Source organism: Sphingomonas sp. Leaf357 (genome assembly GCF_001423845.1).
In the GTDB taxonomy this organism is placed as follows: domain Bacteria; phylum Pseudomonadota; class Alphaproteobacteria; order Sphingomonadales; family Sphingomonadaceae; genus Sphingomonas.
This window is the reverse complement of sequence record NZ_LMPM01000002.1, coordinates 234,147-260,071: the sequence shown is the minus strand read 5'-3', so window position 1 is coordinate 260,071 and position 25,925 is coordinate 234,147. Positions and strand designations below refer to the sequence as shown.

Sequence of the window (25,925 nt, the reverse complement as noted above, 5' to 3'; positions counted from 1 at the left end):
TTCGGCGGAGATCGGCGGTAGGCATTCGACGCTTTCGCCGCGACGGATCGTCATCGAGACGCAAGGCTATACGCCAAGTTCAACCATGACATTGCGTGAAGCGGAATGAGCCCGGTCCTTATGACAGGACCGGGTCGCGATCACTTTGTTTGCAATACTGCGCAAGATCGCACTACATCGGCCAGGGTCGATGCGAATCAACGATAAATTTACGGGCGCATCGTAGACGTAGCGATGACATCCGAGCTTTGATTTTTCGTGTTCGGGAAACTTACGGATGAGCGTCGACAAACTTGCCGGGCGGATGTTGCCTGCCTGGCGCAAGCGATCCGCATTGGGCGTGATCGAAAATCGCGTGCCCGATCTGTGGGTGATGGCCGCGCGTCCCCTGATCAGCAGCAACTGGAATCTGTCGAAGCGCTTCCTGCAGATCAGAAAGCATTTCGCCGTCATCCGGCAGACCAGGCTGCCTCTGGTTCTGGAACCGAATCAATATATTGACCTGTTTTCCTTTGATCTGGGCGAGCATTCCTGCCGGGTCATGCTCGATCAACCCTCCTGGTTGCTGCGCGACGGATTGCTGACGATCAGTCTTTGGGTGGACATCGATCGCATCTTCTCGATGTCGTTCTGCCTTTCGGATCGCGGGGGCGAGCGCGTGGCCTATGTCGGGGGCATTCAGGGGCGGCGGCATGCGACGTCGCTGGACCTGAACCGGGCGCTGACCAAGGCCGCGCACGGCTTGCGGCCACGCGACCTGATGTTCGAGCTGTTCCGCCTGTTCTGCGAGACCGTGGGGGCGAAGCGGATCCTGTGCGTGTCGAACGCGACCCGCTGCAACACCACGCACATGGAACGGGGCATGCCTCAGGCCGGCGCGCCGCTGCTGGACTATGACGAGGTGTGGCGCGATCGCGGGGGCGTCCTGGGGCCGGACGGCTTCTTCCAGATCCCGATCGCGCGCCGGATGCGCAGCGAGGCGGAGATTCCGGCGCGAAAGCGCGGCCTATATGCGAAGCGCTACCAGTTCATCGCGCAGTTGCAGCCGGCGATGACCGCGGCCTTGTCCTCGTCGTTGCAGGTCAAGACGCACAGGACGAGCGTGCATGCGCGGTAACTGACGCGCCTCAGGCCGTCGGCTTCAGGACGACGTGATAATGTTCCCGCGCGACGATCTCCCAGCCGGCGTCGGTCCAGTCGCTCAGATATTGCGGGTTTACGTAGACGACGCGCATCGGACGCATGTCGGCCTGCCAGGACGCGCGCGCGTTCTTCGCGACCAGCCGCATGACCGACGAATCGAACGGGTGGAACAGGTAGAAGATGGTCGGCGCGTTCGGCAGATCGAAGGTGGTCGCATCGTCGCAGAACACTTCGATCCGTGCGGCGCGGTCGTCCTGCGATTTCAGCCGGGCGACGTTGGCCTGCGCGATCTCGGCCAATTCGCGGGCGAACTCGATGCCGATGATCCGGGCGAAGCCGAAATCGAGCGCCAGGATCAATGCGCGGCCCTTGCCCGAGCCGAGATCGATGAAGGTGGTGCCCTCGATCGGAATGTCGACCGAGCCCAAGGCGGCGGCGAATTCCGCCGGATCGGAGGCGATGTGGCTCGTCCCGAAACGCGAATTGCCCGAGGCGATGGTCAGATCGTGGAGCCGCTGGATGCCGCCGGTATCGAGGCCGAGGTGATCGTCGAACCGGCTGTCGACGTCGGCCTTGTAGGCGAGATAGCGTTTATAGTCTTCGGACGGGAAACCGATCGCCGTGCGCAGCTTGCGCACGACCTTGCCGAAGAACTCGCCGGGCCCGTTGCTGAGCAATACGCTCACGCTGCGGCTGATCTGCTTGAAAACTCTCTGCACGACGATGTCGACCCCCCGGATATCCTGCAAGCTAGCCGAGAATTCCGCGCGGGCAACCGCGATTATGCGCGACCGCGAGGCGGTTCGCCGCGGAGCCGATTTGACGAATTGCCAGACGCCCCGTGGAGCGGCTATTGCGCTTGGCCATGGGCATCAATCTCAACCCCTTCACCTGGTGGAACGGCGCCACCATCGGCACCTGGTTCGGACTGCGCGGCAAGGCGCGGGTCGGCGAGGACGCGCTGGGCAACGTCTATTATCAGGGCGGCAGCGACACCGCCGGCAATCCGCGCCGCTGGGTGATCTATAACGGCGCCAACGACGCGAGCCGCGTCGCGCCGGAATGGTTCAGCTGGCTGCATCATCAGGTCGACGATCTGCCGGATCGGTCGCTGCCGGCCCCGCGCATCTGGGAAAAGCCGGCCGAGCCCAACCTGACCGGAACGATGCTGGCGTATCGCCCCGCGGGGGCGCTCGAAAAAGGCGGCAAGCGTGCCGCGGCCACCGGCGATTACGAAGCCTGGACGCCGGAGGCGTGAACCTGCGCCGCTGGCTGGGCGTGACGGCGCTGGTCGCCGGCCTCGGCGCGGGCGGGTGGTTCGGATACGAGCAGTGGCGGCAGCATAAGGCCGCCGTTCCGGTCGAGGACAAGGCGCCGATCCGGACCGCGCTGGACGAGGAGCCGGTGCAGACCGACATCACCACCGTCGATGTGTCGGGCGGCGCGGACCCGTCGTTCGGGGCGACGCCGATGCGCGAACGGATCGCGGTGCTGGGCGTGCTCAACAAGCGCAACGGCGTGTCGCGCGACGTGACGCTGAAGCCCGGCGGAGCGGTGCGCGTCGGCGACGTCGTGGTGCGGCTGCGCGCGTGCGAGCGAACCGCACCGTGGGAGCAGCAGCCCTATACCGGCGCGTTCGTGCAGGTCGACGTGCAGGGCAACGACCGCAAGTTCCGCCGGGTGTTTTCGGGCTGGCTGTACAAGGAACGACCGGGCCTGAACGTGGTGCTCCACCCGATCTACGACGTGTGGGTCAAGAGCTGCGCGATGACCTTCCCCGAGGGCGGGCCGAATTCGGTGAGCGGCGGTGGCGGATCGGCGAACGGCGCGGCGACACCCGAATCGAGCGCGAAGAAATCGCCGGCCGATCCGGCGGAAACGGGCGACGACACGCCGACCACGCCGGCGATCGCGGCCGACAGCAACGCGACGTAACGCTCGCGCGGAATTTCCACCGCGCCCAGCGAGGCGAGGTGGTCGGTCATGAACTGGCAATCGAGCAGGGTGAATCCTCCGACGCGCAGCCGCGCGACAAGCCAGGCGATCGCGATCTTCGACGTATCGCGGGCGCGGCTGACCATCGATTCGCCGAAGAACGCGCGGCCGAGCGCCAGGCCGTAGAGCCCGCCGACCAGCTCCTCGCCGTCCCACACCTCGACCGAATGCGCGAAACCCTGGGCATGGAGATCGAGAAAGGCGCGTTCGATCTGGCCGTTGATCCATGTATCCGGGCGATCGTCGGCGGATTCGGCGCAGAGGCGGATAACCTGCGCGAAGGCGGTATCGGCGGTGACGCGGTGACGATCCTGCGCCAGCGTCTTGCGCAGCGATTTCGACAGGTGGAAGGCGTGGAGCGGGAGGATTGCGCGCTCCTTCGGCTCGACCCAATAGACGCTGTCGGCATCGCGCGCGTCGGCCATCGGAAACACGCCGACGGCATATGCCCCGAGGACGAGACGGGGATCGAGCGGCACGACGTCGTCGAACGCCGCCTCGGGCGGCGGGCGGGTCATGCGGCGAGGCGCTTTTCGATCCGCATCCACAATTGCGCGAAGGCCTGCCCGCCGGGCGATTTCGCGGCGAAGCTGCCGACCGGCGCGCGGCGCACGGTCATCGACTCGATCACGCTGGCCATCGGCACGACCGGCCAATCGGGGTGGCGGGCGAGCGCATCGGCGTGCAGCTTGCGCCGGCGATCGACCATCGAATGGACCGGCAGCACTTCGGCTTTATTGCCGAGATGCTTGATCACCTCGGCATAAGCGCGTTCGGACAGCGGCGAGGGGATGACCGGCACGACGATGAGATCGGCGGCGCGCATCACCTGATCACTGGTGTCGGTGAGGCCGGGAGGGCAATCGAGCAGGATACGATCGTAGGATTTGCGCAGGCCCGCCAGCAATTTGGCGAGCCGCTTCTTCTTGTCGAGTTCGTGGAACAGCAGGTCCAGCCCGCGCAACGAGGCATCGGCGGGGAGCAGATCGAGCCGGGGTATCGCGGTCTTGTGGATCAGTTTCTCGGGTTCGACGTCCCTGGAGAACACCGCCTGCGCCTGCTCCTTCACCTTGCGATCGCCGAGCAGGTAACTGGATGCGGCCTGCGGATCGAGATCCCAGAGCAAGGTGCGGCGCGACGACAGCATCGCCGCCGACCAGGCGAGATTGACCGCCAGCGTGGTTTTCCCGACGCCACCCTTCAGGCTGTAGATCGCGATCGTCGCCATGCACGCATCGTGGCGCAGTCGGAGAAAGGGCGCAAGGCGGCCAGGCACGGCTTTGGGCGGCAGGCTATCGGCGAGCGCGCAACAGCCAAGCGTGCCATTCTGGGACGGCGTCCCCTCCCGATCAAATACCGGACATTTCAGCAACATAGCAGAGCAGAGATCGGCGAATCCCAGTTCTTGCCTCCTGCAAGCTACGCCCAACAAAAAGATGCGACTAACCAGACAAATAAATTTTTTGACTCGTTAATGCTTTGGTAGCAACTTCAACTGTCGCAAGAAAAAACAAGTGCTGCACTGCACAACTACAAAGATCAGTTTTGATCGCGCAACATAAAGCAACAGAGGGGATTTTTGATGAAAGGTATAGTTCGAGCCGCCTTGATGACGACGGCGTTCGTCATCGCAGTTCCGGCCAGTGCCGCCACGCTGGTGGCGGGTTCTACCGGCGTCGCGCCGACGGGAGGTGTTCCAGCCGGACAAGGTACGCTGTTGGCGAGCCAGGTCTTTTCCGGGCAGGCCTTCACGTTTGCCGCAACGTTCAATCAGGCGGTCTATCTCAACGCCGCCGGCACGCTGGACTTCTACTTCCAGGTGATCCGCACCGGCGCGGGATCGATCAGCAACCAGGAGATCCGCAGCTTCACGATCAGCGATTTCGGCGCCTACCTGGTCGACGGCTATGCGTCCGCCCTCGATCCGGATGGTACGGGCCTGTTCATCGCCGCCAACAATCCGAATCTGGCCAACGGCACGCCGAGCCCTTCGACCACCACGTTCGGTCGGTCGCCCTCCGGTTCGGTCGTCACGATCGAATTCGGCGCGAACGGCCTGACCGGCACGGAAAACAGCGCGACCTACATCTTCCGCACGAACGCGACCGCCTACAACAATCAGGGCACGTTCGGGATCATCGACGGTTCGACGCTGCAGGGCCTGACGTTCCAGCCGATCGCCGCGGTGCCGGAGCCGGCGACCTGGGCGATGATGCTGGTCGGGTTCGGCGGCATCGGCCTCGGCATGCGCCGCCGCAAGCCACGGACGAGCGTTTCGTTCGCTTAAGCCGCATCGCCCGTGCGAAACAAAAGAGCCGCCGGTCGCGAGACCGGCGGCTCTTCATTCATGGGCTACCGTACGGGACGATACGATTCAGGCGTAGGCGAGTTTCGCGCCGCGGCGCCGATAGCGGGCGGCGGCACCCATCATGCCGAAGCCGAGGATCATCATGCCCCAGGTCGCAGCCTCGGGCACGGCGGCCGCTGCCGGACCACCGTTCAAGGCGACAGTGATCGCACCGGTATTGTTGACCGTCAGACCATCGAACCGGAAGTTCAGCAAGCCGTTGACCAGCGAGATCGAATTCTGGGTGAAGCCGCTGCTGGTGGTGTTGCCCGTCAACACGGCGGACGTGAACGGGTTGGTCAAATCCTGAAAGGTGATCGACTGCGGTCCGCCGAACCCGACATATACCGGAGAGCGGATGGTCAACAGGTTGGTGGCGAAATCGAACGACAGGAAGTTCACCGCGCCGTTACCGACCTCGTAGAAGAATTCCGTGCCGTTGCCGATCGTCGCCGTCGGGACGGAGCAATCGAATGGCGACGACGTGCAGGTAACGGTGTCGCCCACGCTGACGGCGGCCATTGCCGGTGAGGCGAGCGTTGCGCCAGTGAGCATAGCGGCTGCGAACAGGCTTTTGAAAATCGTCTTCATCTCTCGTCCCCGAAACTGGCTTTCAACATTCCCCACCCAGCGCCAGCGCCGTTCGCGCCTTTGACCTTTCGAAGAATGATGGTGCCGTTAAGGGAGCGTAAACTCTATGTCGTCGTGTATTTCTTACAATTTTCAGGCTGTATCAAACGGATACAAAATATAGTTAAAGTAAGTTCTGCGTTCGGGACGTTGGATGTTCGTGGCCCGGTAGAGATTTGTCTTCGCGTTTTCCGGCGGGACTAACGCCGAAAAACAAAAAAGGCCGGCGGATCGCTCCGCCGGCCGATGATGTGATTTCCGATCGCTTGGCGCTCAGGCCTTGCAGGTCAGCTTGCCCTTGCCCGGCAACGTGAGCGTCGCGCCCTTGGGCGTGCCGGTGAGTTCGTAGCCGCCATCGGCCTTAAACGCCTGGCCGGCTTCGGCGGCGACCAGCTTGGTGGCGATGCCGGTCTTCTCGGTCTTGACCAGGGCCTGCTTGTCGCCGTTGAAGAAGGTGACGAAGGCGAGGCTGTTGCCGGGGTTGCAGCGGAACGTGACGTCCGCCTTGATCGACGGCGGCAGTTCCACCGGCGCGCGCTTGGCCATTTCCGCGGCCTGGGGATCGGGGGCCACCGAAGTGACCACTTCCGGACCTTTCTTGTTGTCACAGGCCGTGAGCGCGAGAAGCGAGACGGCGACGAGGCTGGGGAGGATGATCTTCATAGCTTGGGCTGCTTCGCGCACGCGAAAGAATTCGTCAAGCATGTAGTCGGCCCGCAGGCTTTGGGATGGCGCAGCGCAGCAAAATCATCATTTCGTTGCGCCGGACGACCCAACGTCCGACCATCGGGCGTCGGGGCCGACATCTCGACCCGGGCAAAGTGAAAATGCGACGCGCTGCCCGGGAAATTCATCGCCGGGAAGGGTTTGTGCTGCTATGGTGGCACCCGTGAGCCACGCCATTCCCCATAGCTTCCCGATCGGGATCGACCCCGCCGACATCGACTTCATGGGTCATGTCAATAATGCCTCGTACCTGAAATGGGTGCAGGACGCGGTGGTCAGCCACTGGCAGCGCTTCGCGCCGGCCGAGGCGATCGCGGCGAACCTGTGGGTCGCGCTGAAGCACGAGATCACCTATCGCAAGCCGACCTTTCTCGACGACGAGGTGATCGCCACCGTGTTGCTGGAAAAGGTCCAGGGCGCGCGGGCCTTCTACCAGACGATCATCAAGCGCGGCGAAGAGGTGCTGGCCGAGGTGCAATCGAGCTGGTGCTGCGTCGATGCGGTGACGCATCGCCCGGCGCGGATCGCGCAGAGCGTGGCGGACCTGTTCTTCCACAAGGACTGAGCGCCGGGGCTCAGGCGTCCGGCGAGACACCGTCGAGCGAGGGGGTCGGCGTACCCAGCACCAGTCGCCGTGCCCGCAACGCCGCATCGAGATACGGCGTGTCGAGCGCGATGAAGCGGCGCGGCGTCATGCCGAGAAAGCGTTTGCCGTCGCGGATGAAGTGCGATGCGTCGTGATAGGCCGGCGACAGTACCGCATAATCGGGGCGATCGGGCCGCATCATCATCGGCAGTAGCGAGCCGAGAAACCGCGCGCGCATCATCAGCGTCTTGGGCGGAAAGCCGAAATAGCGATTCGACAGGCGGCGCAACGTCGACAGGCCGATGCCGATCGCGGCGGCGGCGGTGACCAGATCGCGCGTGTTGTGATCCGCGATCAGCGCCATGACCTGCGCGATCTGCAACTCGTCGGGATGCGGCACGGCCATATGCTTCAGGAAGAAGCCGTCGAGCAGATCCTTTACTTGAAGCGAACGATCCGAATCGCGGATCAGCGTGACCAGTTCCTCGACCATCGCCGGCGACATGACCTGTTGAAGCGGGGTGACGCGATCGCGCAGGAGATCGGCACGCTGCGCAAACAGCCGCGCCCAGCCGAGCGGGCTGATATCGATGGCGATCGACACGCCGCCATGCGCCGTGACCGGCATCGCGCGGCTGGTGACGCCGTACAGGACGGCAGTGGGAAGGGGATCGTAGCGGCGGTTGCCGATCGCGACGCTGATCGGCCCATCGGTGATGATGATCCAGATCTGCGCCCAACCGGGCAGCATCCATTCCGACGTGCCGTCCGGATCGATCGCCTCGGAATCGAGCACGGCATAGCTGGTGAGATGAGCGCGCAGCGCCGGAGCCGGCTGTTCGTACCGCAAAGCGGTATGCGGCGGCAGGCGGAAGTCGGCGGCGGAGACGCCGGGTGTGTGCGTACCGCTTTCGATCATGTGCGCGCGGTGACTGGGGTGGATAACAAACGGGAGAGAAGCAATTTGGACAGCTCCGGCGCGACGGTCAGGTTGAATTGCCCAACTTTGGGGGAAGGGCAAGCCGTGCTTCAGATACGCCGCGATGTCGGACTGGGATGTATGAGATGATGCCCGGCCAGCGGATGGCCGTGCCCGGATGCCGGAACGCGTTCGGCATGACGGATTTGACGGGTGCCGGCTACCCCGCCTTCCGGAACGGCAACCGCCGCCGCTCGACGATCGAGCGCCAGGCCCATTCCACCGGCGCGATGCGGTAATGTCGCAGATAGGCGTTCGCCGCCCATAGCAAGGCGAGGTCGATCGTGGCCGATATCAGCATCATCGTCATCCAGCCGGTCTGGCCATACAGGCCGAAGCCGAACGGCGGGTAGAGGATCCACAGGCAGATGATCGTCTGCAGCACGTACAGCGTCAGCGCGGTGCGACCGGCGGCGATGAAGGGGCGGAACAGCTTAGCGCCGATCGCCGTGCCGAGCAGGAGGTGGATCAGCCCGATATGGCCGAGCGTGGCGGCGATACGGGCATAGCTTTCGAACGCCCAATTATATTCGTTGGCGTTGAGGAACCGAGTCTGTTCCCATGCGCCGAACGCGCGAAGCGACAGGCCGACGGCGTAGTAGGCGAGCATCATCTTGAGGTAGAAGGCCCGGCTGCGCAGACCCTGCAGGATGCCCATCTTGAACAGGGCCGCGCCGATCAGCATCATGCTGGCCGAATCCCAGATCGAGAACAGCTCGCCGACACCGAGCCGCTGGACCGCCTTGCGCCATTGTTCGCGCACCCAATTGACGCTCGTGCTGCTGCGCGCCTTGTCTTCGGCGGCGACGCGGGCGTCGTGTTTTTTTTCGTCCCTGGCCTCCTCGGCCTTGGCCTTGGCGTATTTGCCGACCGTCTCGGTTTCCGCCTTGGTCAGTTTCTGGCCGGCGTCGCGCTTGGCGGTCAGCGCGGCGACCTCCATGCGGCGTTCGTACGGGCGATAGATGCCGAAATAGCTCGCGCCGAACAATTGCATCGTCGCCATGATCAGGCCCAGCGTGATCAGCCAGCGCGGCGGCAGGCGGCGGAACCAGAAGGCGACCAGGGCGGCGATGCCGTAGGTGTGCAGGATGTCGCCCGGCCACAGGAAGATGAAGATGTGCGCGAGACCGAACAGCCACAGGACGATGTTGCGCCAGTAATACCGCCTGAAGGCGATGCGGCGTCCGGCGGCGGTGGCGATGCGATCGGTGAGGATGACCATGCCGGCGCCGAACAGGAATTGCAGCATCGTGCGCGCGGTGCCGTTGGCGAGGATCTCGCGCGCCCACCAGGCGACCTGGTCGTAGATCGTCCAGCCCATATGGCGCAGATCGGGGTCCGAGAAGGAAGCACCCATATCGTTGATGTTCATGAACAATATGCCGAGAATGGCGACGCCGCGCAGAATATCGAGCGTCGCGATGCGGGGCGCGCCATCCGGTTCGGCGGCCGGCGGTGCCTGTTCGGCGGTCATCGTCGTATCGGTCATGTCCTCAGGCCCCCACCCTTAGTGCGGTAGTTGCGTAATACGGTCGGGCGCGAGCGCCAAGCGAAAATCAACTTCCGAGATGATCGCGGAGCGCACGCCATGCCGTGAGCTTGGCATCCAGGCCGATCGTGTGCAGCGGACTGCTGGAGGGGAGGGCGATCAGTGGCAGGCCGATCGCGACCAATTGGCGGCTGCCGTGGCGGTGGGCGGTGGCACCGTTGAAGGCGATCGCGCGCAGGTTCGGCAGGCGGGCGATCAGGCCGGGCAGGTCGTTGCCGACGAGATCCCGGATCGCGGCGTCGGTGCTGCCGGGGCGAACCGCGCTGGCCACGACGTCCCACAGGCCGACCCGCGCGGTGCGGAGCGCGGCGAGGCGATCTTCATAGCGCAGACCGGCGATGTCGCGATCTATCGCCGCGGATATCAAGCGCCAGAACTGGTTCTGCGGATGCGCGTAATAGCGCGCTTCGGCGAGCGAACGGTCCCCCGGCAGGCTGCCGAGGACGAGCAGGCGGGTGTCGATATCGACGACGGGAGGGAAGCTGCGCTTAACCGGGTCCGACATGTCAGCGCGGCGGTCGATAGATGGGGGCGATTTCGGCATCCGGATCGAGCGCTTTCGTGGCGAGGTTGGTCAGCAAGGTCAGCGGATCGCGGCCGCCGCCATAGCCAGCGCGCTTCATCTCCGCCTTGCTGCAGTTGCGTTGCCCGGCGAAAACGCCGCATCCGCCCTTCGGCGTGATCGCCGCGAGCCCGCTCGCGTCGTCGCGCATGCGGGCATCGGGATCGCGTTCGACCGGGAGCGGCAGGCGGAAATCGCGGCGTTTGCCGCAAACGAGGATCGTGTCGTCGTCCGTCGTCGCGCAGGACGACCGATCGCGCGGCGCCCCCTTCACCGTGGCGAGGTCGAACCGGAGGATCGAATCGGACGCGGCGGCCTGGAGCACGATGATGAGCGAGATGAGCATCGAATCCCCTGCCGTCCGTGAGGTCGGATCGCAGGATCGTGTGTCGAAAAGGAGGCGCGACGGACGTCGCCCGCGACAGCCCCCCATACGATACACCGAATCTTAACGGCCGGCAGCTATGGTGGCGAGGTGCTGAAATTCCTTGCCGCCTCGATCCTGATGCTCTCGCTCGTCGATATCGGCGTGGCGCGGGGCGAGCATGTGCTCGACGTGGTAGGCGTAATCGGCCATTTCTTCCACTTCGTGTCGCACATGGGCAGCGGATCGCTGTTCACCTGGTAGCGGCCGGGGCGCGCGTTCACGCCGCGCCGAGATAGTCCAGCTTGCCGACCGGCACGCCTTTCATGCGCAGGATCGCATAGGCCGTGGTGATGTGGAAATAGAAGTTCGGCAGCACGAATTGCAGAACATAGCTTCGTCCGGTAAATTCGAGCGTGCGGTTGGGCGTGGGCAGCGTGATCGCCTTGTCCTCCCGACCGTCGATCGCGTCGGGCGCGACCGACTTGAGCAGATCGACCGTCTTCGCGATGCGCGCCTGAAGATCGGCGAAGCTGGTTTCATCGTCGGGCATCGCGACATTCTCGACCTCGCCGAGCCGCACGACGGCCAGCTTGGCCGAATCGCTGGCGCGCTGCACCTGCGCCGTGAGCGGGCCCATGTCCTCGTAGAGTCTCGCGGCAAGCAGTTCGGACGGGTCCACGCCATTGTCCTTCACCCATCGTTCGGCCTTGGTGAGGAAGGCGGACATCGCGGCAAAGCCGCGCAGGAAGGCGGGCACGGTGATGTCGTACAGTTCGGTGGCCATGGTTCATCCCCTCATCGTTGCGGTGTAGATGGGGAGGGGGCCAGCGCTTACAACGGAAGCGCGGACCTGATGTCGGTGCTGGAGAAATCGTCGCCCTTGAACAGGAGCGGTTCGCCGGTCGCCTTGGCGAGGGCGTAGGCGAAACAATCGCCGAAGTTGAGCTTCGCGGGATGCTGTGTGCCGATGCCGAATTCCTGATATGCTCGCCATCCGATCTGCGCCTGCTCTTCGGAGACGGGGGCGATGCGTATCTCGAGCTGTTCCAACAGTTGTTCCGCGACCACGATATAGCGGCTGCCGAGCTTACGCGTGATGACCGCGGCCAGTTCGATCAGCGACCCTGCCGAAATCGTCGTGTCCGGCGTATCCTGCAGAATGTCCAAGAATCGCGCCCGTTCCGGCTCGTCGGTCAGAATGGCGATGATCACCGACGTATCGATGATCACTCGGGCAACCCATCGACGTAGATGGCATCCATGATCTCCCGGGAAGACAACCCATCCACATCCTTAGGGCGGTGCCGATCGAGATCGCCCAGCATCTCATCGATACGCGCCCGTTTGCGGACGCGCTCCTCCTCGCGATTCCGGAGCATATCTTCCAGCGCGCCCTTGATGGCGGCGGTGACGGACTGGCCGGTCGCGTCGGCCAGTTTCTTCGCCAGTCCAACGGTCTCGGCATCCTTGATGTTGAGTTGCACGCCCATCGCTCTACCTCCGATAGATATCCTTCTACCATAAGCCCGGGTTTGCCGCATCGGAAATTGCGTGCATTGCCGGATCGGGCTGGCGAGCTATCTAAGGCGCATGCACACGACATCCGATACGCTCGCTCTCATCGGCAACACTCCGCTCGTCCGCCTGAAGGGGCCGAGCGAGGCGAGCGGGTGCGAGATCTTCGCCAAATGCGAATTCGCCAATCCCGGCGCCTCGGTGAAGGACCGGGCAGCGCTGTACATCGTCGAGGATGCCGAAGCGCGTAATGCGATCCAGCCGGGCGGGACGATCGTAGAGGGAACGGCGGGGAATACCGGCATCGGGCTGGCGCTGGTCGCCAACGCCAAGGGCTACAAGACGATCATCGTCATGCCCGAAACGCAGAGTCGCGAGAAGATGGACACGCTGCGCGCGCTGGGCGCGGAACTGGTGCTGGTGCCGGCGGCGGCCTATTCGAATCCGGGGCATTTCGTGCACACCTCGCGCCGCATCGCCGAGGAGACTCCGAATGCGATCTGGGCCAACCAGTTCGACAATATCGCCAATCGCCGCGCGCATATCGTCGGCACGGCGGAGGAGATCTGGCAGCAGATGGACGGCCGGATAGACGGCTTCACCTGCGCGGCCGGGACGGGCGGCACGATCGCCGGAGTCGGGTTGGGGCTGAAGGCGAAGGACGAAACGATCTGTATCGCGCTCAGCGATCCGCACGGCGCGGCACTGTATGAATATTACGCGCATGGCGAGTTGAAGGCCGAGGGGTCCTCGGTCGCGGAGGGGATCGGGCAGGCGCGGATCACCGCCAATCTCGAAGGCGCCCCGATCGACACGCAATTCCGGATCTCGGACGAGGAGGGAATGGATTGGGTGGTGCGGCTGCTGGCCGAGGAAGGCCTCTGTCTAGGCCTGTCTTCGGGCATCAACGTGGCCGGCGCGGTGCGGTTGGGCAAGCACCTGGGGCCGGGCAAGCGGATCGCGACGATCCTCTGCGATACCGGCTTTCGCTACCTCTCGACACTGTACAATCGCGAGTGGCTGACGGCCAAGGGACTGCCGATTCCGCCCTGGCTTGCGGCAAGTTAAGCCGTGGCATCGACAAGACGACCCGTTTGCGTTACATTTATGCCACAGGCATGATGACATCACCGGAACCCAACCTCGATCGGGGCCAGACCACACAGCGCGTGAAGGTCGGCATGATCGGCCTAGCCGCCGTGCTGTTGCTGATCGGGCTGGCCGCCGCGATCTTCTCGACCGCGAGCCGCGAGCATGCCGTGGCGGGCGGCGCGAACCCGGCGGTGGTCGCCAATCTGACGATCGGCAACGACATGGCCGGGATCGGCGATGGTAGCGAACCGCTGGCCGATCTGGGCGTCGCGCCGAGCACCGCGACCGAAAATACCGATGCCGTGCCGAAAGCCAGCAAGACCGCCGCGCGATAACTCCGGTTTTTCGGTCGCCCTTCGATCATTTTTGCCGGGAATGGTTCAGCGCACGAATAGGCGGCTGGCAGTACCCTGCGTGCGAAAGCCCTGCAGATCGCCCAGCAGCACGATCGGGTCTGCGAGACGTTCGTCCTGCATGACATGCCGAAACGCCACATGGTCGGGATAGAGGTCCGGATTCAGCGTACGCACCAGATGAGCGGGTGATTGCACCGTGATATTCGGGCGGTCTCTTGTTAGAAGCCGCCCGAATTACTTGTCACAACGCTAATCAGGCGTATTCATATACCGTTACCAGACCGGCCATACCGGCACCACCGGACCGCGCTGCTCCGCTTCCCACCGAACTAGCACCGCCGCCGCCCGCACCATAAGCACCAGCCGCAAATCCCGGTGTGTTTCCTGCGCCGGCACCGCCCCCTCCATAGATCGATGGCGCGCCGCAACCGGCAATGACGGCATAGACACTCAATACCGAGCCATATTGGCCGCAAGATCCCAAAGCGCTTAGCAGATTGCCGCCGGTCGGGGCGCTGCCGGGAAGAGCCCCGCCGACCAGCGCAGGCGGGCTATAGGCAGGACTTCCAGGTCCCCCCAACCCGCCCGGCGCGGAAACCAACGTTCCGAAGTTGGACGTGCCGCCGGAGTTGCCGGTCACCGACCCAGCCGACGTCGCGGCGCCCCCCGCTCCCACGGTCACCGCCACATTGGAAAAATTGGCGGTCAGGCGCGCGCGTGCGAAGGAACCGGCGCTACCGCCACCGGCGGCCGAGCCTTGCGAACCGCTGGTGGCAGCACATCCGCCGCCGCTGCCACCACCACCGACCGCTTCGACGATCACGCTGTTCGTCCCCGGCGTGGGTACGTAGGTGCCGTTGCTCGTGAACGTCTGCACGCCGACCAATCCGCCGGGCGTGGAGGTGGCGGCCGTCGTCGTGACGCGCTCGTCCGTGATCGCCGTGTTGGTAATCGCAGTGGTGGCGGGGGCAAGCGCGATCCGGGCGAGCGGCAAATAGCCCGACGGTACCAGCGGCGGCGTCGGGGATGCCGCCTCCGTTCCCTGAACAACCAAGATCACATCCGTCTGCGGATTGACGACGACGCGGTCAATTCGAGGATTGTTCGCGGGTGCCGCGATCGGCGGCGTGGTCCGGGTCGGAACGTCCACGACCGTGCCGCCGCGGAAGGCTGCGCCGGCGGCGACGCTTCGTTTACCGCGTATGCAGCGGCAATACGCCCCATCACCGCGACGTCGCCGCCGAGTTGGGAGAAATAGGAGGCCAGATACTCCTGGTACGGCAACAACTGCTGAAAAGAGTATTTGCTCATTGGATCGTCCTTTCGAGTCGAGGGACGTTCTAACCGAACATCAAAATCCAACTTTGGAAGAACAAAAACAGAACTTTCGGGGTAAATAGGCGTAGGGCCGCCAACCGACGGCTCGGCTTCGTCAGGACCTGGGGGAGGCCGATGGCTGTCATGATTCCGGTCGACGAATGGCGGATTCGCCCGCCGACCATGAAATCCCCGGCAATCCCCGTCCCGTCTGTTCATCTCCCGCGAACGGATCCGGAACGCCCCATTTCGGGTGCGATATATTTGGTGTTATTTAGCGACAGATAGCAGCAAATCCCGCTCCGTCCCCGGGTTTCCCCTTGAATCCCCGGTTAACCCAAGATAACCATCTTCACATAGAGGGGCATACTCTTTCGCCTGCGCCAGTCAGGAACCGGAAGCCGACTTGAAGGTCGCTTTCCGGGAACGCGAGAGCTTTGCCCGCTAATGTGGGGACCAAGTGGCCGAACGGGTGGACTATCAGGGGGACGGTATCGGCCTTGTCGACGACAAGGGTCGGTGCGCTATCCCTGCGTCCCTCCGCCAGGCGCTGGCGGCGAACAGCCCGCGAGCCGATGGCAAGGACGGCGGCACCGTCATCGTCGGCGTCCATCCCAAGCAGACCTGCCTGCGCGCCTACGATCCGGCCTATGTCGCGATCCTGAAGGCGCAACTGGATGCGCGCGAGGCGCTGCACACCGGCGAGGACGGCGAGCCTAACTACAATTTCAAGCGGCGCGGCGCGAGCGGCGAAGCGGTGCCGTTCGACGGCAGCGGCCGGTTCATTATGCCCGGCTTCCCGCGCGATTATGCCGGGATCGACGAGACGGCGTTCTTCTGGGGCACGATGGACTGGATCGAGATCTGGGATCCCAGGACGCTGATGGCGGCGAGTGACGTCGATCCCGTCATGCAGGCGGCCTGCCGCTATCACTGCAAGCAGAAGGGGATCGCGCTGTGACCCCGCATGCCGACGCCCCGCACATCCCCGTCCTGTTCAGCGAAATGCTCGATGCGCTCGCCATTGCCCCCGGCGAGGTCCATGTCGACGCGACCTTCGGCGCGGGCGGCTATACGCGCGGCATGCTGGCGGCCGGCGCGAGCGTCTATGCCTTCGATCGCGATCCCGACGCGATCGCGGCCGGCCGCGCGCTGGAGGCCGAATACGACACGCTGACGCTCGTGCCCGCGACCTTTTCGGCGATGGAGGCGGAGCTGGCGGCGCGCGACGCGGTGCCGGTGGACGGCGTGACGATGGATATCGGCGTGTCTTCGATGCAGCTCGACCAGGCCGAGCGCGGCTTCAGCTTCCAGTCGGACGGTCCGCTCGACATGCGCATGTCGCAGGAGGGGCCGACCGCCGCCGATTTCGTCAACACCGCCGACGAGAGCGAGATCGCCGACGTGCTGTACGAATATGGCGACGAGCCGCGGTCGCGCCGGGTGGCGCAGTTCATCGTCGCGGCGCGGCCGATCACGCGCACGGCGGAGCTGGCGCATGTCGTACGTCGCGCGCTCGGCTACAAACCGCACGACAAGAAGGATCCGGCGACGCGGACCTTCCAGGCGCTGCGCATCGAGGTGAACCGCGAACTGGGCGAACTGGCCGATGGCCTGGCCGCCGCCGAACGGGTGCTGAAACCGGGCGGGACGTTGGCCGTGATCACCTTCCATTCGGGAGAAGACCGGATGGTGAAGCGTTTCCTGAAGGAGCGCAGCGGCGGCCTGCCTTCGGGATCGCGGCACATGCCCGAGATAAAGGCGGCCGCCGCGCCGAGCTTCGAACAGGTCGCCCGCGCCGTCCGCGCCGGCGACGAAGAGATCGCGCGCAACCCGCGGGCGCGATCGGCGACGTTGCGGGTGGCGAAGCGGACGTCGGCCGCGCCCTGGACCAGTGTAGGAGTACGGAAATGATCGCGCTTGCGTGGAAGATGCTGGTCTGGTTCGGGATCGGCGTGGCGATGGCGCTCAGCGTGCTGATCGTGCCGCTGCATGTCGCCGCCGAGCGCAAGAAGCTGGACGCGACCACCGCCGAGGTCGCGCAGGCCGAGCGCGACATCCGCGCGCTGGAAACCGAGTTCGAGACGCGCTCGAACATCGCGCAGCTGGAAAAGTGGAACGGCGACACGCTGCGCCTGTCCGCGCCCGTCGCCGCGCAATATGTGCGCGACGAAGCCGCGCTGGCATCGCTCGATTTCCACCGTCCGCTGACCGGCGGTGCCGATGTGCGGATGGCCTCGGCGATCGTGCCGTCGCAGGCGGCAGGTTCGGCCGCTCCGGTTGCTACGACGCCGGCCCCCGCAGCGCAGGCTCCGGTGGCGATGGCCGCTGTCCTGACTACGCCGCGCGCCGAGCCGGCGATTGCGCATAGCGCGGCGATGGTGAAGACTGCCGCCGTGACCCGTCCGCACCTCCAGGCGATGAAGACCCAGGCGGTGGCGATGCTCGACCGCAAGTTGCTGAGCGATTCGATGCTCGGCGATCTGGCCAGCGGCGCGAACGCAGAAGCGCGACGCCTGCGTTGAGCGTCATGGTCGCCCGACCGATGCCGGGCCGCCGGCCAGCCGGGCAGCGCCATGCGCTGATCCAGACGGCACATATGCGCCTGATGATCCTGCTGCTGCTGTTCACGGCGGCGATCATCGTCGTGCTGATCCGGCTGACCGCGCTGGCGTTCGTGTCCGATTCCGGCAGCACGCGCACGGCGATGATCGGCGAGAATTGGAGCCGGGCGGACATCGTCGATCGCAACGGCGAACCGCTTGCGCGCACGATCGAGGCGTGGGGCATCGGTGTGCATCCGGGCAAGATCCTGGGCGACAAGCGCGAGATTGCCGAGAAGCTGGCGCAACTGATCCCGGGCCACGACGTCGAGTATTTCTATCAGCGCCTGACGATGGACGTGAACTTCACGTATCTCGAACACCATGTGTCGCCGTCGCTGGTGACCCAGGTGCATGCGCTGGGCGAGCCGGCGCTGACCTTCGAGAAGGAGGCCGAGCGGCTGTACCCGCAGACGACGATGGCGGCGCACGTGCTGGGCTTTCTCGGCCACAACAAGAACGACTCGCGCATCATCGAGGGGCAGGGCGGGATCGAGCGCGCGTTCGAGGAGCGGCTGACCAGCCCGGCCGAGCGCGGCACGCCGCTGGCGCTGTCGCTCGACTACCGCGTGCAGGCGGCGATGGAGAGCGAACTCAGCCAGGCGATGACGACCTTCTCGGCGCGCGGTGCCGCGGGGATCGTGCTCGACGTCGACACGGGCGAGGTCATCTCGATGGTCTCGCTACCCGTGTTCAACCCCAACCGGGTCGGTCTGTCGGGCAGCGAGCAATTGCGCAACAACACGACGCAGAGCGTCTATGAACTCGGTTCGACCTTCAAGCCGCTCACGGTCGCCGCGGCGATCGAGTTTGGGGTGGTGAAGGACATCAGCCGACGGTTCGATGCGACCGCGCCGCTCAAGGTGGGGCGGTTCACGATCCACGACGAGGCGGGCGATCCCAAAAGATGGCTGAACATGCCCGAGACGCTGATCTATTCGTCGAACGTCGCCACCGCACGGATCGCGGACGAGATCGGGCCGCAGCGGATGCAGACCATGTTTCGTCGGATGGGGCTCGACACGAAGCCCGATATCGAACTGCGCGAAAAGGGGCGACCGCTCTGGCCCAAATTCTGGGCGCGAACCACTACCATGACCACGGGATACGGCCACGGCATCGCGATCACCCCGCTGCAATTGGCCGCGTCCTATGCGGCCCTGGTCAACGGCGGGACGTGGCGGCCTTCCACCCTGCTGAAGGTGGGGCCGGGGCATCCGGTCGCGCCGGGCCGCAAGGTGATCAGCGATGCGACGAGCTATCGCATGCGCCAGATGCTGCGCCTGATCGTGCTCAAGGGCACCGGCCGCAAGGGCGAGGCCCCGGGCTATCGCGTCGCCGGCAAGACCGGAACGGGCGAAGTGCCGAGCGGGGGCGGGTATGATCGGTCGCGCAACATGGCGACGTTCGTCGCTGCCTTCCCGATCGATCGTCCGCGTTACGTGGTGCTGGCGATGCTCGATTCGCCGCAGGGCACCAAGGAAACCGGCGGATGGAAGACCGCGGCCTGGAACGCGGCGCCCGTCGTCGGCCGCGTGATCACGCGGGTCGGCGGGTTGCTCGGGGTCATCCCCGACACGACGCTGGATATCGACGAGTCCGATCTGCTGCCCTTGCTGTGGCAGGCCCCGGGCGAGCGCACGGCAGATCCGGAATGAAGCTGGGCCAGCTGACAGGTGCCGGCGAGACCGACACGGTCAGCGGCTTCGCGATCGACCATCGCAAGGTCGCGGACGGCTGCGTCTTCGGCGCGTTCGCCGGGGCCAAGGTGAATGGCGAGGATTATATCGCCGCGGCGGTGAAAGCCGGGGCGATCGCGGTGGTCGCTCGGCCCGAGGCGGTGGTGAAGGGCGCGGTGCACATCGCCGACGCCAATCCGCGCAAGGTGTTCGCTGGGCTGGCGGCGAAGTTCTTCGCGCCGTTCCCGACCGTCGCGGTGGCGGTGACGGGGACCAACGGCAAGACGAGCAGCGTGGAGATGACGCGGCAATTGTGGCGCATGGCGGGGTTTCATGCCGCGTCGATCGGGACTTTGGGCGTAACGACCGGCGACGACCGGGTCTCGACCGGGCTGACGACGCCCGACGTGGTGACGTTCCTGTCGAACACGGCGGGGCTGGCGCGCGAGGGCGTGAGCCATGTCGCGTTCGAGGCATCGAGCCACGGGCTGGACCAGTATCGCACCGAAGGGCTGCCGGTGCGGGCGGCGGCGTTCACCAACCTGTCGCGCGATCACCTCGATTATCACGGCACGATGGACGCCTATTTCGACGCCAAGGCGCGGCTATTTTCCGAAGTCGTCGCGGCGGACGGCGCGGTGGTGGTGTGGGCCGACGATCCCTGGTCGGCTAAGGTGATCGAGATTGCGGCGGCGCGCGGCGTGCGGGTGCTGTCGGTCGGTACGCAGGGCGAAACGCTGAAACTGGTGTCGCGCGATCCGACCCTGCTCGGGCAGGGGCTGGTGATCGAGGCTGAGGGCCAGACGCACAAGGTGAACCTGCCGCTGATCGGGGCGTATCAGGCGGCGAATGCTCTGGTTTCGGCCGGACTGGCGATCGCGACCGGCGGCGACGTGACCGCGACGCTGGCGGCGGTGGCGCGGTTGCAGCCGGTGCGCGGGCGGCTGGAGCGCGCGGTGATCTCGGCCAAGGGATCGCCGGTCTATGTCGATTACGCGCATACGCCGGATGCGCTGGAGGCGGCGATCTCCGCGCTGAAACCCCATGCCAAGGGCCGGCTGATCGTGGTGTTTGGCGCAGGCGGCGATCGCGACCAGGGCAAGCGCTCCGCGATGGGCGCGATCGCCTCGGCGATGGCGGACGTGGTGATCGTGACCGACGACAATCCGCGTGGCGAGGATGCGGCGGCGATCCGCGCGATGGTGATGCAGGGCGCACCGGGCGCGACGGAGATCGGATCGCGGCGCGACGCGATCGGCGCGGCCATCGCGATGGCAGGCCCCGAGGATATCGTGCTGGTCGCGGGCAAGGGGCATGAGCAGGGGCAGATCGTCGGCGATCTGGTGCTGCCGTTCGATGACGTGTCCGTGGCGCGGGAGATGGCGGCGTGAGTTCGCCCCAAGTTCCGTTCGCTTCGAGCGCAGTCGAGAAGCCATTGGGGCTGGACGGATCGCTTGTAACTTGTTTCTCGACTTCGCTCGAAACGAACGGTTTTTTTTGTGACTGACGCTCTCTGGGCCTCTTCCGACATCGCGACCGCGACCGGCGGTATCGCATCGACGCCTTTCGACGCGACTGGCGTCACCTTCGACTCCCGCGAAGTCGGGCCCGGCGATCTGTTCGTCGCGCTGACCGGCGAGGCGACCGATGGCCACAAATTCCTGGCCCAGGCGTTCGAGCGCGGCGCGGCGGGGGCGATCGTCTCCGAAGATTGTCCGTACCCGCATGTTCGCGTGGCCGATACGTTCGCCGCGCTGGAGGCGCTGGGCGTCGCGGCCCGCGCCCGCACGTCGGCGAAGATCATCGGCGTGACCGGATCGGTCGGGAAGACCAGCACCAAGGAGGCGTTGTTCGCGGCGCTGGACCGGGCGCGGCCGGGCGCGGCGCATCGCTCGGTCAAAAGCTACAACAATCATGTCGGCGTGCCGCTGAGCCTCGCGCGGATGCCGGCGGCGTCGAAATTCGCCGTGCTAGAAATGGGCATGAACCATCCCGGCGAGCTGGCGCATCTGACCACTCTGGTGCGCCCGCACGTCGCGATGGTGACGGCGATCGCCCCGGCGCACACCGCCTTCTTCCCGGACGAGAGCGCGATCGCCGATGCCAAGGGCGAGATTTTCGCCGGGCTGGAGCCGGGCGGGGTGGCGATCATCCCCTACGACAGCGCGCACCGCGATCGACTGATCGGCCATTCCGAACCGCATGCCGGCAGGATCGTGACCTTCGGGCTGGATGCCGGGGCCGATGTACGCGCGATCGAGACGATGCGGCTGGCGACCGGCGCGACCTTCGTGACCGCGCGGATCGGCGATCGCGAACTGAGCTTCACGATCGCGCAGCCCGGCATACACTGGGTATCCAACGCGCTTGGCGTGCTGGCGGCGGTGGATGCGGTGGGCGGCGATCTCGGCTCAGCGGGCCTTGCGCTGGCCGAGCTGGGCGGGCTGCAGGGGCGCGGCGCGCGCTTTATGGCGAAGGTCGCGGACGGCGAGGCGCTGGTGATCGACGAGAGCTACAACGCCAATCCCGCCTCGATGCGCGCGACGCTCGCGGTGCTGGGGGCAGAAGGTGCCGGGCGGAAGATCGCGGTTCTGGGCGAGATGCGCGAACTGGGCGACGGCAGCGCGGACTATCACGCCGCTTTGGCGGATCCCGTCGCCGAAGCGGGTATTTCCCACGCCGTATTGGTCGGCGCGGAGATGGCGGCGCTCGTGGAAGCGCTTGAGGGCCGCGTGCAATTCGTCCATGTGGCGGATGCCGCCGCCGCCCGGGCAAGCTTGCTCCAGATATTGGCGCCGGGCGATGCGGTGCTCATCAAGGGATCGAACGGCGTAGGGCTGGCGGCATTGGTCGCGGCCCTCAAATCCCCCGCAACCGGGGTCGGGACAGCATAATGCTCTATTTCATCGCCGAACATCTGGGCTTTCCGGGGCTGCTCAACCTGATCCGCTACCAATCGGTGCGGACCGGCGGGGCGGTGACGATGGCGCTGATCGTCGGGCTGATCATCGGCCCGCGCTTCATCGGCTGGCTGCGCGTGCGGCAGGGGCGGGGACAGCCGATCCGTGCCGACGGCCCGCAGACCCACCTCGCCAAGCGCGGCACGCCGACGATGGGCGGGCTGATGATCCTGACCAGCATGTGCCTGTCGATCCTGATCTGGATGGACCTGCGCAATCCGTTCGTCTGGGCCTGCCTGTTCGTTACCCTGGGCTTCGGCGCGATCGGATTCCTCGACGATTACGACAAGGTGCGGAAGGCGAGCACCGCAGGCGTATCGGGGCGGACGCGGCTGATCGGCGAGTTCCTGATCGCCGGCATCGCCAGCTGGATCATCGTCGGCGAGAGCGGCACGCATCTGTACGTGCCGTTCTTCAGCAGCGTGTCGATCGATCTGGGCTATTTCTACATCTTGTTCGCCGCCTTCACGATCGTGTCGTTCGGCAACGCGGTGAACCTGACCGACGGGCTGGATGGACTGGCGACGATGCCGGTGATCATCGCCTCGGTCGCGTTCATGATCATCGTGTATCTGGCGGGCAACGTGAAGTTCGCCGCTTATCTCGGCATTCCGCACGTGCCGGGGGCGGGCGAACTGGCGATCTTCTGCGGCGCGATCGTCGGGGCGGGGCTCGCCTTCCTGTGGTTCAACGCGCCGCCGGCGGCGGTGTTCATGGGCGATACCGGCAGCCTGGCGCTGGGCGGCGCGCTGGGCGCGATCGCGGTCGTCGCGCATCACGAGATCGTGCTGGGGATCATCGGCGGATTGTTCGTGATGGAGGCGCTGAGCGTCATCATCCAGGTGTTCTTCTACAAGCGCACCGGCAAGCGCGTGTTCAAGATGGCGCCGATCCACCACCATTTCGAACAGCTCGGCTGGGCCGAGGCGACGGTGGTGATCCGTTTCTGGATCATCGCCTTCGTGCTGGCGCTGGCCGGCCTCTCGACGTTGAAGCTCAGGTGATCACGAGCGACCTCTGGCGCGGAAAACGCTTCGCGGTGCTGGGGCTGGCGCGCTCCGGCGCGGCGACCGTGCGCGCGCTGCTGGCGTCCGGCGCCGAGGTCGTGGCGTGGGATTCGGATGCGGCGAAGCGGGAGGGGCTTACTTCGCCTCGTTTGAGTTTCGCCGATCCCGAACTTATCGACCTTGCCGGGTTCGATGCGCTGGTCGTGTCGCCCGGCGTGCCGCTCAACCGGCACCCGGTCGCCGCGAAGGCGCGGGCAGCGGGGGTGCCGATCATCGGCGATATCGAATTGTTCGCGCAGGCGCGCGTCGGATTGCCGTCGCACAAAGTGGTCGGCGTCACCGGGACGAACGGCAAGTCGACTACCGTGTCGCTGATCCATCACATCCTGCAGACGGCGGGCGTTCCGTCACGGCTGGGCGGCAATATCGGCTTGCCGATCCTGGAGCAGGAGCCGCTGCCCGAGGGCGGCGTGTATGTGCTGGAATTGTCGAGCTATCAGATCGACCTGACGCAGACGCTGGATTGCGACGTGGCGGTGCTGCTCAACATCACGCCGGACCATCTCGATAGGTATGATGGGTTCGAGGCGTATGCGGCATCGAAGCTGCGCTTATTCGCAATGCAGACCGGCTATCATGTGATGGTTGTCGACAACGAAACCGATGCCATGTTCGGCGCGACCGAAGAGCGCGAAGATCCGCTCATTTATTTTTCCGATATGGCCGACGTGTCGGCGCAAAATGAATGGCCGTCTTTAAAAGGACCGCACAACGCCGCCAATGCGGCCTGTGCGATCGCAACTTGTATCCAGCTTGATATTGCTGCGGGAGACGTTGAACTCGGCCTCCGCACCTTCACCGGCCTGCCGCACCGCATGGAACGCGTCGCCACCAAGCACGGCGTCGCCTTCGTCAACGACAGCAAGGCGACCAACCCGGAATCCGCGGCGCCGGCGCTGGCGGCATTCGACCGGGTGCATTGGATCTTGGGTGGGCAATCGAAGAGCGACGATCTCGACGCCTGCGCGCCGAGCTTCGGGCATGTCGTGCGCGCCTACACGATCGGGGCGGCGGGGCCGAAATTCGCCGCGATTTTGAAGGGGCGGATGCCGGTCGAGGAAAGCGCTACGCTCGCGGCGGCGGTGATCAGCGCGGCGGCGCAGGCGAAGCCGGGCGAGACGGTGTTGCTGTCTCCAGCCTGCGCCTCGTTCGACCAGTTTCGCGATTTCGAGGATCGCGGCGATCAGTTTCGGCAGGCGGTGGAGGCTTTGGCATGACCGATATGCGCGCGCAGAGTTCCACACCGGGCAGCGGCGTGTGGAGCCGGATGAAGGGCCGTGGCGGGCGTGGCGATCGCTCGGCGCTGGGCATGTGGTTCTGGGATATCGACCGGGTGCTGCTGTTGCTTGCCCTGCTGCTGATCGCGATCGGCCTGGTCGCGGTCGGCGCGGCGAGCCCGTCGGCGGCGCAGCGCTATTCCGGCGACAAGCATCACATCGCGCCGCTTTACTATCTGTGGTGGCAATTGGGCTGGGTTGGCGTGTCGCTGCCGGTGCTGTTCGTCACCTCGATGCTGCCGGTGTCGGCCGCGCGCCGCATGGCTTTGATCGGCACGGTGATCTGCCTGCTGCTGCTGATCGCGGTGCCGTTCATCGGCGTGACGCGCAACGGTGCCACGCGCTGGCTCGATTTCGGCCTTTCGCTGCTCCAGCCATCCGAGTTCCTGAAGCCGTTCTTCATCGTGACCACCGCCTGGCTGCTGTCGATGCGGGCGCAGGACGAACAACTGCCGGTGGTGCTGATCACCGGCGCGCTCACCGCGTTCGTCGCGATGCTGCTGATGCTGCAGCCCGATTTCGGCCAGACCGTGGTGTTCTGTTCGGTGTGGATCGCGTTGCTGCTGATTTCGGGCACGCCGGTCAGGACGATGGCGGCGTTGATCGGGTGCGTGCCGGTCGGGCTGGTCGCGGCCTATCTGTTCTACGACACCGCGCGGGTGCGGATCGACGCGTTCCTGTTCCCGGGCGCAGAGGGCGGATCGGACAATTTCCAGACCAATGCGGCGTACAACACGATCACCAATGGCGGGTGGCGCGGCACCGGCCCCGGTGGCGGCACGATGAAGTTCCGCTTGCCCGAGGGGCATACCGATTACATCTTCTCGGTGATCGGCGAAGAATTCGGGCTGGTCGCGTGTGCGGTGATCGCGATCCTGTTCCTGGCGATCGTGGTGCGCGTGTTCGTCAAGCTGCTCGACGAGCAGGACGAGTTCCGCCTGTATGCCGCCGCCGGGCTGGCGACCCAATTCGGGGCACAGGCGCTGATCAGCATGTGCGTGAACACCGGCATGGCCCCGAGCAAGGGCATGACCTTGCCGTTCATTTCCTATGGCGGATCGTCGATGATCGCGCTGTCGATCGGCATGGGATTGCTGCTTGCATTCACGCGGCGAAACCCGTTCGTGTCGCGCTCACCCTATATCGCGCGGTGGAGCGGCGAATGAGGATCTCGG

The 25,925-nt window shown here is 65.3% G+C and carries 30 protein-coding genes and 1 pseudogene; 17 read left to right on the top strand and 14 right to left on the bottom strand.

The window, feature by feature from the left end:
- Positions 1 to 277 precede the first annotated feature (277 nt).
- The gene (locus tag ASG11_RS14310) at positions 278 to 1,117 is read left to right on the top strand and encodes a DUF535 family protein (RefSeq protein ID WP_055781541.1); all 840 of its coding nucleotides are present in this window, start codon (positions 278 to 280) and stop codon (positions 1,115 to 1,117) included.
- Between the two features lie 10 nt (positions 1,118 to 1,127).
- On the opposite strand, the gene ASG11_RS14305 is transcribed toward ASG11_RS14310, so the two are convergent.
- Positions 1,128 to 1,829, bottom strand: coding sequence for a hypothetical protein (locus ASG11_RS14305; protein ID WP_236697529.1), 702 nt, complete (start codon positions 1,827 to 1,829; stop codon positions 1,128 to 1,130).
- Between the two features lie 179 nt (positions 1,830 to 2,008).
- Between ASG11_RS14305 and ASG11_RS14300 the strand changes: the two genes are divergently transcribed.
- On the top strand, positions 2,009 to 2,401 hold the full coding sequence (locus ASG11_RS14300; RefSeq protein ID WP_055781535.1) for an NADH:ubiquinone oxidoreductase subunit NDUFA12: 393 nt from the start codon (positions 2,009 to 2,011) through the stop codon (positions 2,399 to 2,401).
- A 212-nt stretch (positions 2,402 to 2,613) separates the two neighbouring features.
- Positions 2,614 to 2,847: pseudogene (locus ASG11_RS18445) on the top strand (DUF2155 domain-containing protein); the annotation flags it as partial.
- Positions 2,848 to 2,882: 35 nt separating this feature from the next.
- Here the strand turns inward: ASG11_RS18445 and aat are convergent.
- Positions 2,883 to 3,656: a leucyl/phenylalanyl-tRNA--protein transferase gene (aat, locus tag ASG11_RS14290; protein WP_055781528.1), complete on the bottom strand. Its 774-nt coding sequence runs from the start codon at positions 3,654 to 3,656 to the stop codon at positions 2,883 to 2,885.
- Entirely contained in the window at positions 3,653 to 4,366 is a 714-nt protein-coding gene (locus tag ASG11_RS14285) for a ParA family protein (protein WP_055781525.1), read from the bottom strand. The genes aat and ASG11_RS14285 overlap by 4 nt, the downstream gene beginning before the upstream one ends.
- Positions 4,367 to 4,720: 354 nt before the next feature.
- Between ASG11_RS14285 and ASG11_RS14280 the strand changes: the two genes are divergently transcribed.
- The gene (locus ASG11_RS14280; protein ID WP_082472855.1) at positions 4,721 to 5,425 is read left to right on the top strand and encodes a PEPxxWA-CTERM sorting domain-containing protein; all 705 of its coding nucleotides are present in this window, start codon (positions 4,721 to 4,723) and stop codon (positions 5,423 to 5,425) included.
- A gap of 87 nt (positions 5,426 to 5,512) precedes the next feature.
- On the opposite strand, the gene ASG11_RS14275 is transcribed toward ASG11_RS14280, so the two are convergent.
- Both ASG11_RS14275 and ASG11_RS14270 read right to left on the bottom strand, forming a co-directional pair.
- The gene (locus ASG11_RS14275) at positions 5,513 to 6,076 is read right to left on the bottom strand and encodes a PEPxxWA-CTERM sorting domain-containing protein (RefSeq protein WP_055781519.1); all 564 of its coding nucleotides are present in this window, start codon (positions 6,074 to 6,076) and stop codon (positions 5,513 to 5,515) included.
- Between the two features lie 312 nt (positions 6,077 to 6,388).
- Positions 6,389 to 6,778: a hypothetical protein gene (locus ASG11_RS14270; RefSeq protein ID WP_055781515.1), complete on the bottom strand. Its 390-nt coding sequence runs from the start codon at positions 6,776 to 6,778 to the stop codon at positions 6,389 to 6,391.
- A 214-nt stretch (positions 6,779 to 6,992) separates the two neighbouring features.
- On the opposite strand from ASG11_RS14270, the gene ASG11_RS14265 reads away from it, so the two are divergent.
- Complete coding sequence (locus tag ASG11_RS14265; protein WP_055781512.1) at positions 6,993 to 7,406, top strand: acyl-CoA thioesterase; 414 nt, start codon at positions 6,993 to 6,995, stop codon at positions 7,404 to 7,406.
- Between the two features lie 10 nt (positions 7,407 to 7,416).
- Here the strand turns inward: ASG11_RS14265 and ASG11_RS14260 are convergent, their stop codons facing one another.
- The 4 genes from ASG11_RS14260 to ASG11_RS14245 all read right to left on the bottom strand — a co-directional run bounded on the left by ASG11_RS14260 (position 7,417) and on the right by ASG11_RS14245 (position 10,863).
- Positions 7,417 to 8,346: an AraC family transcriptional regulator gene (locus tag ASG11_RS14260; protein WP_055781509.1), complete on the bottom strand. Its 930-nt coding sequence runs from the start codon at positions 8,344 to 8,346 to the stop codon at positions 7,417 to 7,419.
- 220 nt (positions 8,347 to 8,566) lie between these two features.
- Positions 8,567 to 9,895 (bottom strand): DUF418 domain-containing protein, encoded by a 1,329-nt coding sequence (locus ASG11_RS14255; RefSeq protein ID WP_156363817.1) that lies wholly within the window; start codon positions 9,893 to 9,895, stop codon positions 8,567 to 8,569.
- Positions 9,896 to 9,962: 67 nt separating this feature from the next.
- Positions 9,963 to 10,460, bottom strand: a complete 498-nt coding sequence (locus tag ASG11_RS14250) for a DNA-deoxyinosine glycosylase (protein ID WP_055781505.1) — start codon at positions 10,458 to 10,460, stop codon at positions 9,963 to 9,965.
- Position 10,461: 1 nt separating this feature from the next.
- Positions 10,462 to 10,863 (bottom strand): hypothetical protein, encoded by a 402-nt coding sequence (locus ASG11_RS14245; RefSeq protein WP_055781502.1) that lies wholly within the window; start codon positions 10,861 to 10,863, stop codon positions 10,462 to 10,464.
- Between the two features lie 129 nt (positions 10,864 to 10,992).
- On the opposite strand from ASG11_RS14245, the gene ASG11_RS18815 reads away from it, so the two are divergent.
- Positions 10,993 to 11,145 (top strand): hypothetical protein, encoded by a 153-nt coding sequence (locus tag ASG11_RS18815; RefSeq protein WP_156363816.1) that lies wholly within the window; start codon positions 10,993 to 10,995, stop codon positions 11,143 to 11,145.
- 16 nt (positions 11,146 to 11,161) lie between these two features.
- On the opposite strand, the gene ASG11_RS14240 is transcribed toward ASG11_RS18815, so the two are convergent.
- From ASG11_RS14240 to ASG11_RS14230, 3 genes are read right to left on the bottom strand one after another with little or no spacing between them, the layout of a single operon-like run.
- Entirely contained in the window at positions 11,162 to 11,668 is a 507-nt protein-coding gene (locus ASG11_RS14240; protein ID WP_055781499.1) for a DUF1993 domain-containing protein, read from the bottom strand.
- 47 nt (positions 11,669 to 11,715) lie between these two features.
- On the bottom strand, positions 11,716 to 12,114 hold the full coding sequence (locus ASG11_RS14235) for a type II toxin-antitoxin system VapC family toxin (RefSeq protein ID WP_055781496.1): 399 nt from the start codon (positions 12,112 to 12,114) through the stop codon (positions 11,716 to 11,718).
- Positions 12,111 to 12,374: a type II toxin-antitoxin system VapB family antitoxin gene (locus ASG11_RS14230; protein WP_055781493.1), complete on the bottom strand. Its 264-nt coding sequence runs from the start codon at positions 12,372 to 12,374 to the stop codon at positions 12,111 to 12,113. The genes ASG11_RS14235 and ASG11_RS14230 overlap by 4 nt, the downstream gene beginning before the upstream one ends.
- Before the next feature lie 100 nt (positions 12,375 to 12,474).
- On the opposite strand from ASG11_RS14230, the gene ASG11_RS14225 reads away from it, so the two are divergent.
- Together ASG11_RS14225 and ASG11_RS14220 are read left to right on the top strand one after the other, a co-directional pair.
- Positions 12,475 to 13,467 carry a cysteine synthase A gene (locus tag ASG11_RS14225; RefSeq protein ID WP_055781490.1) on the top strand — a complete coding sequence of 331 codons (993 nt, stop codon included), beginning with the start codon at positions 12,475 to 12,477 and terminating at the stop codon, positions 13,465 to 13,467.
- Positions 13,468 to 13,517: 50 nt separating this feature from the next.
- Entirely contained in the window at positions 13,518 to 13,826 is a 309-nt protein-coding gene (locus tag ASG11_RS14220; protein ID WP_236697528.1) for a hypothetical protein, read from the top strand.
- 45 nt (positions 13,827 to 13,871) lie between these two features.
- On the opposite strand, the gene ASG11_RS18810 is transcribed toward ASG11_RS14220, so the two are convergent.
- Positions 13,872 to 14,042, bottom strand: coding sequence for a hypothetical protein (locus ASG11_RS18810; protein WP_156363815.1), 171 nt, complete (start codon positions 14,040 to 14,042; stop codon positions 13,872 to 13,874).
- A gap of 58 nt (positions 14,043 to 14,100) precedes the next feature.
- Complete coding sequence (locus ASG11_RS14215) at positions 14,101 to 14,997, bottom strand: glycine-rich domain-containing protein (protein ID WP_055781487.1); 897 nt, start codon at positions 14,995 to 14,997, stop codon at positions 14,101 to 14,103.
- 627 nt (positions 14,998 to 15,624) lie between these two features.
- Here ASG11_RS14215 and ASG11_RS14210 point away from each other — a divergent pair.
- The 9 genes from ASG11_RS14210 (at position 15,625) to ASG11_RS14170 (ending at position 25,916) form a co-directional block, all read left to right on the top strand.
- The gene (locus ASG11_RS14210) at positions 15,625 to 16,125 is read left to right on the top strand and encodes a division/cell wall cluster transcriptional repressor MraZ (RefSeq protein ID WP_055781485.1); all 501 of its coding nucleotides are present in this window, start codon (positions 15,625 to 15,627) and stop codon (positions 16,123 to 16,125) included.
- On the top strand, positions 16,122 to 17,078 hold the full coding sequence (gene rsmH, locus ASG11_RS14205) for a 16S rRNA (cytosine(1402)-N(4))-methyltransferase RsmH (protein ID WP_082472854.1): 957 nt from the start codon (positions 16,122 to 16,124) through the stop codon (positions 17,076 to 17,078). The genes ASG11_RS14210 and rsmH overlap by 4 nt, the downstream gene beginning before the upstream one ends.
- Positions 17,075 to 17,689, top strand: a complete 615-nt coding sequence (locus ASG11_RS14200; protein WP_055781482.1) for a hypothetical protein — start codon at positions 17,075 to 17,077, stop codon at positions 17,687 to 17,689. Before rsmH ends, ASG11_RS14200 begins: the two co-directional genes overlap by 4 nt.
- The gene (locus ASG11_RS14195; protein ID WP_055781479.1) at positions 17,686 to 19,425 is read left to right on the top strand and encodes a peptidoglycan D,D-transpeptidase FtsI family protein; all 1,740 of its coding nucleotides are present in this window, start codon (positions 17,686 to 17,688) and stop codon (positions 19,423 to 19,425) included. Before ASG11_RS14200 ends, ASG11_RS14195 begins: the two co-directional genes overlap by 4 nt.
- Entirely contained in the window at positions 19,422 to 20,837 is a 1,416-nt protein-coding gene (locus ASG11_RS14190; RefSeq protein WP_055781475.1) for a UDP-N-acetylmuramoyl-L-alanyl-D-glutamate--2,6-diaminopimelate ligase, read from the top strand. The genes ASG11_RS14195 and ASG11_RS14190 overlap by 4 nt, the downstream gene beginning before the upstream one ends.
- Positions 20,838 to 20,945: 108 nt before the next feature.
- Positions 20,946 to 22,340, top strand: coding sequence for a UDP-N-acetylmuramoyl-tripeptide--D-alanyl-D-alanine ligase (locus tag ASG11_RS14185; RefSeq protein WP_055781472.1), 1,395 nt, complete (start codon positions 20,946 to 20,948; stop codon positions 22,338 to 22,340).
- Positions 22,340 to 23,410, top strand: coding sequence for a phospho-N-acetylmuramoyl-pentapeptide-transferase (gene mraY, locus ASG11_RS14180; protein ID WP_055781467.1), 1,071 nt, complete (start codon positions 22,340 to 22,342; stop codon positions 23,408 to 23,410). Before ASG11_RS14185 ends, mraY begins: the two co-directional genes overlap by 1 nt.
- Positions 23,407 to 24,690, top strand: coding sequence for a UDP-N-acetylmuramoyl-L-alanine--D-glutamate ligase (gene murD / locus ASG11_RS14175; protein ID WP_055781464.1), 1,284 nt, complete (start codon positions 23,407 to 23,409; stop codon positions 24,688 to 24,690). The genes mraY and murD overlap by 4 nt, the downstream gene beginning before the upstream one ends.
- The gene (locus tag ASG11_RS14170) at positions 24,687 to 25,916 is read left to right on the top strand and encodes a peptidoglycan glycosyltransferase FtsW (protein ID WP_055781460.1); all 1,230 of its coding nucleotides are present in this window, start codon (positions 24,687 to 24,689) and stop codon (positions 25,914 to 25,916) included. Before murD ends, ASG11_RS14170 begins: the two co-directional genes overlap by 4 nt.
- The last annotated feature ends 9 nt before the right edge of the window (positions 25,917 to 25,925 follow it).